Below are 10,901 nucleotides of genomic sequence, written 5' to 3'. Positions count from 1 at the left end.
ATAGAGAAGCGGCTTTCCCTGGTCTTCAGGGTCATACGGTCCATGACAAGTATCTGGCCTGGTTCCTTCTGCTAGATCAACTTGAGTACCAGGACGCAGATGAAGGTAGCACTCTCAGTTGGGAAGCTACCGCCTGGGTTGGTGGCGATATCAATCGGTTCTGGTTTCGCTCGGAAGGTGAGCGAACAAATGGCGTTACTGAAGATGCCGAGATCCAGGCGCTCTTCGGGCGCGCAATAAGCCCTTGGTGGGATGTGGTAGCGGGTGTTCGCCAGGACTTTAAGCCCGCGTCTCCGCAGACGTGGGCGGCGTTCGGCCTTCAGGGGCTGGCTCTGTATGGATTCGAAGCGGAAGCCACCGCCTTTGTTGGTGAAGGTGGGCAGACAGCAGCACGCTTAGAAGGCGAATACGACATCCTTCTAACGAACAGGCTCATCCTCCAACCGACTGCCGAGTTCAATTTCTATGGCAAGGACGACCCAGCGCGCGGAGTAGGCGCTGGTCTTGCAAACACAGAGGTGGGGCTACGCCTCCGATACGAAATTGTTCGTGAGTTCGCACCGTACATCGGCGTCACCTGGAACCGGGCATACGGCAATACCGCTGATATGGCGAGAGATGAAGGCGAAGATGCAGATGAAGCGCGGCTCGTTGCCGGCATCAGGCTTTGGTTTTAAGGACTTTCAATGAAACGAATAATTATTAGCTTCGTTACCTTCTGCGCACTAGGCCTGTTGATATTGGCCGGTGTTGTTTTTACAGGACTGATTAATGTTGCCGCGGATGATCCTCATACGGAAGCCGTATACGCTTTCCTGGAAACTGCTCGCAATCGCTCGATTGTGGTTCGCTCCGAAGACATAGCCGTGCCAGCCCTTGACGATGAAGGCCAAATCAGCGCCGGGGCGGGGAACTACAACTCGATGTGTGTGGGTTGTCATTTGGCGCCAGGCATGGCTGAGACCGAGTTAAGCAAAGGCCTTTATCCTGCTCCACCCAACTTGGCTGAAGCAGGGCTATACGATGACCCAGCAAAGACGTTTTGGGTCATCAAGCATGGCATCAAGGCCACTGGTATGCCTGCGTGGGGTAAAAGCATGGCTGACCCGTACATATGGGGGATGGTGGCTTTCCTGCAGAAGCTTCCTGAGCTAGATGAAGGAGCGTATCGAGCACTCGTTGCGTCTAGCGGTGGTCACCAGCATGGTGGTGGGGAGACTCCAGCTGGGCACGGTGATCAACATGGCGAGATGGCCAGGGACGATCATCATCAGGACAACAGTGGCGGCTCGGATCACCAACGCTCTAGCAGCTCAGGTGGAGCAGCCGGCCAATCAGGCTCCGGTCATCATGGTGATAACGAAAGCGATGACCATCACGCTTCCGACGAGCCCCAGGCGGTAGAGCACAGCAATGGCAGTGACAGTGCCGATGCCGATGCCGATGCCGATGCGGAAGGCAAATCCCCTTCAAAAAACCATGTGCACGCAGACGGGAAGCAACACGAGCACTAACATGCGGTATATGTGTGCCTATGCTTTTCTGATCAGGCTCTTAGAAAGGCGCCTCAGCACAAGCATAGGGGTTGGCCCTAGGCCATCCTAGTCGACGCAACGGTACCGGAGGGCTCTGCGATTGCTTCCTAAAACGCTAGACCGCAGGGCTAGTAACTCACGTAGTTAAGCGGCTTTCGCTCCGGCCGTTCCCCAGTAAGGGCTCCCAGTCGTGGCGACAGGGAGCTTGCCATACCCCACTAATCATCTAGAACAGGCTAGCGAAGCCGGCCAGGCAATCTATTGGCTTGTCGCCCCCCAACTGCGCCCGCATAGATCCCCGGTGCGGTTGAACGAACCTTACAGAATTGTAATGGAGTTGGTCGAAACGGGTTAGATAGGAGCCTGTCGTATTTTTTGTGCCTGCTTAATACGCTTATGGGTGTATTCGGCTAGTAGGCACCGGCGACATACAACTTTCGAAACCTGGAGAACACAATGACAAACTCAATGTTCGCTTCCTGTATCCAAGCTTGTTCGAACTGTGCCCTAGTATGCGAAACGTGCGCCTCTGCTTGCCTGCGTGAGGATGACGTAAAAATGATGGCTCGCTGCATCGAGCTTGACCGCGATTGCGCGGATATTTGTAGGTTGGCCGCCACACTGATGAGTCGAGAAAGTGAGTACGCTAAAGAATTTTGTGCCCTTTGCGCCAAGATCTGCCGTGCATGCGGAGAGGAATGCGCGAAACATCAAGTGGATCACTGCCAAGAGTGTGCCAAAGCGTGCATGAAGTGCGCTGAAGAATGCGAGCGCATGGCTGCGTAACATTCGCGACTTGCTGCTCTGGCAAAGCTCATTATCTCGTTGCCAGAGCAGCTTCGCCGGATTGACCATTATATCCCAGCATGTGCAGTTGAAGCTAAGTCAACTGACTTGCTAGCAGAAAGGGCCTAGATATCCGCTGCCCGAACTCACCCAAACCTGCACGCGGTCGCGACACCGTAACGCTTTTTCTCTTGCCGCAACGTAACCAATACTTCAGTGCTGGGGACTAGATCTATGGAGCATCAAGGGGAATATCTACGCCAAGGCGCCATGTCGTCCGATATGGGTATGGATGCGCATATGCAGATGATGGAGCGACGCTACCTTGCGACGCTGTGGTGCCACTTCGTCAATGTATTGCTCGGCTCTTGGGTGCTGAGTGCGCCCTTCATCTTCGGCTACATGAACGTAGCGCCGAGCGACTTTGATCTGCCACGTCTGGCAGCCGAGCGTGATCTGCCTGAGGTCGCCACTCGCGCGTTGCTGATGACCTGGAACGATGTCATCAGCGGCGCGTTGATCGTGTTGTTCGCCATCCTCTCGCTCAAACGGATCAGCTGGGCGCAATGGGCCAACACGATCATGGGATTGTGGTTGATGTTCGCGCCGCTGCTATTCTGGACGCCATCCCCGGCGAGCTACGGCAATGCCTTGCTGGTCGGCGGGCTGGTAATCGCCTTCTCCACACTAGTACCAATGATGCCCGGCATGAGCATGTCCGGGATGATGCAGAAGGCCGCGGTTCCACCGGGCTGGGATTACAACCCTTCGACCTGGCTGCAACGCCTGCCCATCGCGATTCTCGCGCTGCTCGGCATCTTGCTGGCACGTTATCTGGCGGCCTACCAGCTTGGCCATACCTCGAATGCTTGGGACCCGTTCTTCGGCACCCAGCCCAATGGCACGGAAACCATCATCACTTCCGACATGTCGCGCGCCTGGCCGGTGTCCGATGCCGGGATCGGTGTGATGGCCTATATGATCGAGCTCCTCATGGCGGTGATGGGCGATGCCCGGCGCTGGCGGACCATGCCGTGGATGGTCGCCGCGTTCGGCGTGGTGGTAGTGCCCCTGGGCGTCGTGAGTATCTTCTTCATCATCGCCCAGCCGATCTTCATCGGTACGTGGTGCACGCTTTGCCTGGCTCAAGCCTTGGCTATGCTGGTGATGATGCCTTACGCACTGGACGAGCTGGTGGCCATGGGACAGTTCCTCAAGGATGCGCGGCGCCGTGGCAAACCGTTTTGGAGAACTTTCTTCAAAGGCGATGCGATGGAAGGCGCCCGTGAGGACAACACGCCAGAGTTCGACGGGAACCTCTCCTCGATGACCCTCAGAAGCCTTCGCGGAGTGAACCTTCCCTGGGGGCTCGCGCTGCTGTGCATTCTAGGCGTCTGGCTGATGTCGACCCGGTTGATCTTCGGCACCGGGGGTGCCATGGCTAACAGCGACCATCTGATGGGCTCGCTGTTGATCACCGTCTCGGTGCTGGCCTTTGCAGAAGTAGCTCGCCCGCTGCGGTTTCTGAATCTTCCCATCGGCGCCTGGTTGATCGCCGCGCCCTCGTTCCTCGACGGGGCAGGATTCGCCGCCACGATCGGCAGCCTGATCGCTGGTCTGCTGGTAATAGTGCTGAGCCTTCCGAAGGGGGTGATTAACCACCGTTATGCCGGCTGGAACGCGCTGTTGCGCTAAGCCAATGCAATCCAACCAGCACAGGAGTCGAACATGACCGACCGCGCAAAAACCGCCGTGATTTGTGGCGGGACCGCAGGCGTAGGAAGAGCGACAGCTCATGCGTTCGCGCAAGCTGGCTTTCGCATCGCAGTGATCGCCCGCGGCGAAGAGGGGTTAGCCGATACCCGTGCTGAACTGGAGGAAAAGGGCACCATGACGCTGGCGATTTCAGCGGATGTGGCCGACGCCGAGGCGGTCGATAAGGCAGCCGAGCGTATCGAGGCGGAGCTGGGTCCGATCGAGATATGGGTCAACGCCGCGATGGCTACGGTGTTCGGCCCGGTCAACAAAACCAGCGCGGCGGAATACAAGCGGGTGACCGAGGTGACCTATCTCGGTTTCGTTCACGGCACGCTGGCAGCGCTGCGCTATATGGAGTCGCGCAACCGAGGCACCATCGTCCAGGTGGGCTCGGCCCTCTCCTATCGCGCGATTCCCTTGCAGTCGGCTTACTGCGCAGCCAAGTTCGCGATTCGCGGGTTCACCGACTCGCTGCGTTGCGAACTCATCCATACCAACAGCCGGGTGCGGCTGACCATGGTGCAGCTGCCGGCTCATAACACGCCGCAATTCGACTGGTCGCGCAACAAGATGCAAAAGCGTCCGCAGCCAGTCCCTCCTATCCATACGCCAGAGGTCGCCGCGCGCGCCATCCTCCGTGCAGCGACCGACGCACCTCGCGAACTTTGGCTGGGGCGCGCCTCGTTACAGGCCATTATCGGCAACATGTTCATGCCAGGTTTGCTCGATCGAATGATGGCCAAGCAGGCTTGGAGCGGGCAGATGACCGACGAGCCGGCCAATGCCGATCAACCAGACAACCTGTTCCAGCCGGTAGTTGGACTGCATCGCCTCGAAGGACGCTTCGGCGACCAGACGAAAGAAAAGGCACTGGGCCTGAGCTCCGAAACCGTGGGCAAACTGGCGGCGGGTGCCTTGGCGTTGGCAATGGTGTTTGGCGTAGCGGTAGTTGTTGCTATTGCCAGCTAGCCTGGTCGCATCAATTAGGTCAGGCAAGAGCGCCCGTTGAGCGCGGGCACGTTAATCAAAAGAACCGAGGCTCAGTGCGGCATTGATCAAACCCACATGAGAAAAGGCCTGCGGTATGTTGCCTAGATGCTGCCCGCTTCGGGTGTCGAACTCCTCAGCGAACAGGCCGTGCTCACCCTTGCGTTGCAGCAGCTGTTCGAAAAATTCCTTTGCCTCTCGAGGCCGGCCGGTTTGCACTAATGCCTCGACGAGCCAAAAGCTGCAGATGAAGAAGGCGCCTTCTCGGCCCTCTAGCCCATCCGAAATTTCAGCAGGGTAGCGCCGTAGCGCGACGCCGCCTTCGTCCAGTTGTTTACGGATCGCATCGACCGTATTGATGAAACGCTCGTCGCTGCCTTCGATGAAACCAATACGTGCTAACAGCAGAAGGCTGGCGTCAAGCCTATCGTCATCGAAGGCCCGGATGAAATGGCTGCCGTCGGCACTGACACCACGACGCAGGACTAACTGACGTAGAGCCTCGGCCTGATTGACCCAGCTTTCCTCATCTCCATCTAGGTCATGGCGGCGCTTCAGCCAAAGCGCACGCTGTAGGCCGGCCCACGCCATAACCTTGGAGTGCACATAGTGGCGCGGCGCGCTGCGCATCTCCCAAATGCTTTGGTCAGGCTCCTGCCAGTGCGCGGCAATGAAATCAGCAGCGGCGCGCATATGAGGCCAGTGCGCCCGCATCGCATCGTCACCCATGCTATCGCAGATGCTCACGCACTCCAGCAACTCGCCATAAACATCCAGCTGAAACTGGCCGTCGGCAGCGTTACCTACACGCACCGGCCGCGATCCGCGATAGCCATCAACCCCTTCGATATTACGTTCTGGCGGCGGCGCAGCTCCGTTTACATCGTATAGCACGGCCAGCGGCGTCCCATGCTGCTCAATGGTTCGCTGCATCCACTGGGCCCAACGATGTGCCTCATCTCGACAACCGAGGCCGAAGAGAGCACCAAGTGTCAGCCCCGCATCTCGGAACCAGGTATACCGATAATCCCAGTTACGCTCGCCGCCCAAGTGTTCAGGTAGGGATGTCGTTCCAGCAGCTACAACCGCCCCGCTGGGTTCGTATGTCAGCAGCTTAAGAGTGATAGCGCTACGCACGACGTCGGTCCGATAGGAGACCGGGAAGTCCAGCGCTGCACACCAGTCACGCCACGCTTTCAACGTCGCCGCAATCCGAGCTGGCACTGATTCAATCGATACAGGAACGGGTGGGGCATCTTGCTCTAAGGAAACGCTTAGACAAATTCCGGCACTCCCTCCTGCATCTACTGAGAGGACTCCCTGCCAGCCTTCACCGTCTGGATACAGTGCGCAGTCCGCTTGAAGCAATAGCTGTTGCCGCTGATAAGAATAGATTAAACCTTCGGCCGAAAGGCTTGCCTCACCGGCTACGCTTCCGAAATCTGGACGGGGCTCAAACATCAGCGTGAACTCACAACGGCCAGCTAGTCCGTCTACCTGCCAAAGCAAGCGTTGCTGATCGTCTGATCCAGGCCACTCCATACAAAGCGTGACACGGGCGGACCCGGACGCGCTGTGCACCTCGAACTCCAATACTGCAGAATCGTCCAGATAATGCGTTTTGAGGTCACCCGGTGTCGACAGCTGCAGGCGCCCACCACGATCGCGATCGAGCAGCGGCCAAATCAGCGGTGTGCCATCGAAGCACCGGGGACAGAACCATTCCACGTTGCCATCTGGGCCGACCAATGCCATGGAGCGACCATCACCGACGGCCGCCAGCGAAGCGATCATTGGATATTCTGCCTTTCCAGCTGTCAGCTGCTGATCAATTCTCATAGTTCTCTTCATGTCGGTGCGCTTACAGGCGATTCAAAGGCCAGTCTAGACTGCTGCTTCAAAGCGGCAGGCTCGCGTTGAGTTTATAAATACCTCGAAGCTGACATGAAGAGCAACCCGAGGTAAGCCTGCTTTATTAACCCTAATGATGTCGCTTTTCGAAACTCAAGATGCGCGAAAACATAAGAAACAAATTATTAGTCGACTGTGCGACTAATGAGTAGCTTTCAATTGTGATTTGCCGGACTCGATAAATCACATAGAAAATCATTTCAAGCAAGCATTCGAATAGCTCATTACAAATACAGCCCGATGCTTACAAAAATGTAATCAGGTTCCAGCGCCATTACTAAATTAATGATCTAGCAGAAAAATTCTATTCGCCTGTCCTGCTGCGGCGCTGGCACAAGGCAGTCGTACAACACTGGAATTTCGGCCCATTCGGCCGTATGACTTTGCCAGGAGAAGCGATAATGGTTTTGCGAATCTTCCCATCGCAGAGATTGGCTTTGCTGCTACTTCTGCTTACCCTCCTGCATCTCGGTGGCTGCGCCGTTTCCCCACGCCTGAAACCAAACGACCAGCCAAGCGTAGCTGGCAAAACCTTCGTCATAACCGGCGCCTCAAGTGGCTTCGGTCGCGGCGTGGCGCTCAGGCTTGCCGCTTTGCAAGGCGACGTGGTGCTGGCGGCCCGCCGAACCGAAGTGCTCGAAGAGCTGGCTACGCAGATACGCGAGGCAGGAGGGTCGGCACTCGTAGTGACCACCGATGTGAGCAAACCAGACGACATACAAGGCCTGGCCCATGCCGCCATTGAGCGCTTCGGCAGTATCGACGTGTGGATCAACAACGCAGCGGTCGGAGCACTGGGGCGCTTCGAAGACGTCCCCGTCGAGGACCATGCGCGGGTTGTGGACGTCAATCTCAAGGGCGTGATCTACGGAAGCCACGCGGCCATGCGCCAGTTCAGAACTCAGGGCTTCGGCACGCTGGTCAACGTCGGCTCGGTCGAGAGCGAGATACCGCTGGCTTACCATGCCTCCTACGCAGCGACCAAAGGAGGAGTGATGAATCTCGGGGCAGCAATCGCCGAGGAGATTCGCCTGAGCGGCAGCGAGACTATTAGTGTCGCCACTGTTATGCCCTGGGCTGTGGACACACCATTCTGGCAACACGCGGCCAACTACACTGGCGGCACCCCACGCATGGCCGCAATGGACGCCCCTGAGCAGGTGGTCGAAGCCATCGCCTGGGTCTCGCTCAACCCGCGCAAACGTTTACCGGTAGGCTGGAAAGCCCGGGGCGCAGTGATCTCGCATTCGTTGTTCCCCTCTCTCACCGAGCGTATCGCGGCGAACATCGCGCACCGCTGGCAGATCGAAAAAGCACCACCAGCCCCCCCAACAACGGGTTCGCTTTACAAGCCAATGCAATCTGGCACCGGTGTGGAAGGCGGCGTGCGTGAACGTATGGAGCGCGAAGAGGCTGCACGAGAGCAATCGAAATAACGCGGCGACGCTAGATCAACCGGGGGCGGCGGCGAGTTCTGGGATGCGCTTCAGGCGCAAGCACTTCGAACCGCGGCCGGAATGCACGCGCAAAGGGAAAGCGATTTGCAGAAAGCCACGCCGGCTGTTACCGACTGATTGAACTGCCTTCGGATGGATTACCCGTGCTGGTGAGTTCTGGAGACAAGGTATCAGCTTATGCCGGGTGCGCGGTTCGCTCGGTCGAAAAGCCAAATGCTTACAAAAATGTAATCACTAGTTCAGCTTCATGACAGGGTATATGAACTAATTTGCAGAAATAGATGCTCTGAGAGGCGGCATAAGTATGGTCCTAGCCCATCGAAACAGGCTCAGTAGCAGCGGCCGAATCTTTAATACGGAGGTCACTTCTATGAAATCGTTGATACCTTTTTACCTTGTCGGATCGCTGATGCTGTCTTCCATGGCTTGGGCTGAAGGAGGAAGTGACCGTACTCTCGAACGCGTCCAGCAACTGCGAGATAAAGCTGAAGCGGTTTTGGTTCAAGCAGAGAAAGCGCCAGTCTGCGAGCGCCAAGCGCATATGAAAGAACATATGGGAATGCTCGAAGAAATGATGAGCCAGCTCCATAAAGATCATCCAGGACCAGACGTCTCTACCGAGGAGCATTTGGCTTGGATGGAGAAGCACGACAAATTGGTAGACGATGTACTAAAACAAATGATTCGCGAACATAAGCTGATGACGGCTAATAGGGAGTGTCATCCGTAATAAATCGCTACTCTTCCAGCCATTACGATTACGGACGCTCTCTGGCTTTGCACCGCCCGACCAAGTGCCAGGTCGGGAGTAAATCCTACAGGCTGATCGACGTAATTCTGATCAGCACTGTTTTTTTCAAACTTGATAGGATCGTTGATGAGGATTAGTTTCGAAAAGGCTCTAGGCGGGCCAGAAAAAGCGCTCCTCTACACTGCCAAAAGGGCAGAGGTGCTGAGCAACAATATAGCCAATGCTGATACACCCAATTTCAAAGCCAGGGATGTGAATTTTGCCTCGGTGCTTGCCGCTCAAAACAAGCAGGCAATGAACGCTGAGTTTTCACCGGCCAAAACTAACCAGAACCATATGAATACTGGTGGCTTGGAGGTTACTCTTAGCGATGCGGCCCTACTTTACAGGGTTCCCAATCAACCATCACTTGATCAGAACACAGTCGACGTTCAGGTTGAACAAGCAAAATATGCGGAAAATTCGATTCGTTTCCAGGCTGCATTTACTCGGCTGAACGGCGCTTTCAAGGGTTTAATGATGGCCCTGAAAGGTGAGTGAGAAGGCAATCTTCCTTTGGCTCTGCGCCCCGGAAGGAACCTCTGGGCTGTGCGAGACAGGCTCTCACTCGCTTTTAAACAACAATTCCTCAATTCGATCGTGTTCTTCCCGTGTCGGTAGAGCGGTTGAATCTATATTGTCATCACTATCCGACTCGTCGTTTTTCGGCGAACCGCGTTCAGGGTGGTAACCACCAGCTGCGTCGAACGCTACCCACCCGTACCACTCTCGGATGACTTTGGAAGGACGGCCATCTTCTATTGCCACATACCAGTCGGCCAATCGGAAACGTTTACCGGCAAGCGTTGAGGTAGCCTTTTCAGCTCGAACCAACGCCAGATATTGTGGGTGCGGCAGTTCATCTACGGCGCCGGTTTCGTCAAGCAAGAACGTGAACGAGGCGTGCGACCGCTGCTCTGTGGAACCGGTTCGCTCCTCTTCCTCACCTAAGGTAAACACAGGAGCAAAACCGCCCCCCTCTGTTCGGAAGTTGGTTGTCTGGCCTTGGTAGACCCTGGCAGCGTTCCACTGCACCTTGCCAGCATAAGCGTATGCGCGCAGGTCAAACTTCATCGCACGTACCTGAGGGTCGGCGACGGTTCTACGCTCGCCAGGAACTACAAGGGACTGGGCCACGTAGTTTCCGCCAACGATTTCTTCCCACACACGCTTGGTGAGCTTTTCTCCTCGGTACGCACCGCGGCTACCAAACCCGCTGACAGGTTTGAAAAAGAGGCTGCGACGGTTGTCCCAGAGGTGCTCTGCATTGCGGTGCTCGACAGGGACCGTAAGCGGGACGTAGTGGGCCAATGCGGCTCGGGTCTGAGGATCAACGCCAATCTCTTCCAACAAGCGCGCGTTGGTTAGGTCGACCAGCCTGCGTTTGTCGGCGTATAGAGCATAGGCCTGAGGGTGTGGCGTTACCGTCACGGCATCAGCTAAATAAGCGCTCCGCAGCGCGCTGCAATTGTCGCCTTCCAAATAGAAATCGGTGAGTCGGTTGTAGACGAGATCCACAGGCTTTCCGTCGATCAAGAGGCAATCGTTGTGAAAGGCCAGATCAGCTGGGTCTGCGATTATGCAGTCGATTCCTGCTGACTCGAATAACCGCTGAAAGAGGAGAATGAACCGCCCCGGGAATTCCGAAGGCTCTTTGGTGTGAGTCACGCCGCTTGG

The 10,901-nt window shown here is 56.4% G+C and carries 10 protein-coding genes; 8 read left to right on the top strand and 2 right to left on the bottom strand.

All coding sequences use genetic code 11. From position 1 onward, the window contains the following. From AC2LD7_RS21410 to AC2LD7_RS21390, 5 genes are all read left to right on the top strand, one after another. On the top strand, nucleotides 1-677 hold a 677-nt coding region (locus AC2LD7_RS21410; RefSeq protein ID WP_484599641.1), incomplete at its 5' end, for a copper resistance protein B. 9 nt (nucleotides 678-686) lie between these two features. After that, the gene (locus AC2LD7_RS21405) at nucleotides 687-1,514 is read left to right on the top strand and encodes a c-type cytochrome (protein WP_484599640.1); all 828 of its coding nucleotides are present in this window, start codon (nucleotides 687-689) and stop codon (nucleotides 1,512-1,514) included. Nucleotides 1,515-1,991: 477 nt separating this feature from the next. Continuing rightward, the gene (locus tag AC2LD7_RS21400) at nucleotides 1,992-2,321 is read left to right on the top strand and encodes a four-helix bundle copper-binding protein (RefSeq protein WP_100550038.1); all 330 of its coding nucleotides are present in this window, start codon (nucleotides 1,992-1,994) and stop codon (nucleotides 2,319-2,321) included. Between the two features lie 234 nt (nucleotides 2,322-2,555). Next, nucleotides 2,556-4,016 (top strand): vitamin K epoxide reductase family protein, encoded by a 1,461-nt coding sequence (locus AC2LD7_RS21395; RefSeq protein WP_484599639.1) that lies wholly within the window; start codon nucleotides 2,556-2,558, stop codon nucleotides 4,014-4,016. A 33-nt stretch (nucleotides 4,017-4,049) separates the two neighbouring features. Continuing rightward, a complete protein-coding gene (locus tag AC2LD7_RS21390; protein ID WP_484599638.1) occupies nucleotides 4,050-5,048 on the top strand; it encodes an SDR family oxidoreductase in 999 nt (332 codons plus the stop codon). Between the two features lie 51 nt (nucleotides 5,049-5,099). Here the strand turns inward: AC2LD7_RS21390 and AC2LD7_RS21385 are convergent, their stop codons facing one another. Beyond that, nucleotides 5,100-6,905, bottom strand: a complete 1,806-nt coding sequence (locus tag AC2LD7_RS21385) for a glycoside hydrolase family 15 protein (RefSeq protein ID WP_484599637.1) — start codon at nucleotides 6,903-6,905, stop codon at nucleotides 5,100-5,102. A 473-nt stretch (nucleotides 6,906-7,378) separates the two neighbouring features. Here AC2LD7_RS21385 and AC2LD7_RS21380 point away from each other — a divergent pair, with 473 nt between their 5' ends. The 3 genes from AC2LD7_RS21380 to flgB all read left to right on the top strand — a co-directional run bounded on the left by AC2LD7_RS21380 (nucleotide 7,379) and on the right by flgB (nucleotide 9,725). After that, nucleotides 7,379-8,413, top strand: a complete 1,035-nt coding sequence (locus AC2LD7_RS21380) for an SDR family NAD(P)-dependent oxidoreductase (RefSeq protein WP_484599636.1) — start codon at nucleotides 7,379-7,381, stop codon at nucleotides 8,411-8,413. Between the two features lie 391 nt (nucleotides 8,414-8,804). Further along, nucleotides 8,805-9,164, top strand: coding sequence for a co-regulatory protein PtrA N-terminal domain-containing protein (locus AC2LD7_RS21375; protein WP_484599635.1), 360 nt, complete (start codon nucleotides 8,805-8,807; stop codon nucleotides 9,162-9,164). 147 nt (nucleotides 9,165-9,311) lie between these two features. Next, nucleotides 9,312-9,725, top strand: a complete 414-nt coding sequence (gene flgB / locus AC2LD7_RS21370) for a flagellar basal body rod protein FlgB (protein ID WP_045423055.1) — start codon at nucleotides 9,312-9,314, stop codon at nucleotides 9,723-9,725. A gap of 63 nt (nucleotides 9,726-9,788) precedes the next feature. Here the strand turns inward: flgB and AC2LD7_RS21365 are convergent, their stop codons facing one another. Beyond that, on the bottom strand, nucleotides 9,789-10,892 hold the full coding sequence (locus AC2LD7_RS21365; protein WP_484599642.1) for an ATP-grasp domain-containing protein: 1,104 nt from the start codon (nucleotides 10,890-10,892) through the stop codon (nucleotides 9,789-9,791). Nucleotides 10,893-10,901 lie beyond the last annotated feature (9 nt).

The organism is Stutzerimonas sp. (assembly GCF_982611455.1).
The sequence above is the reverse complement of the archived record's forward strand: the minus strand, read 5'-3'. Positions and strand labels throughout refer to the sequence as shown.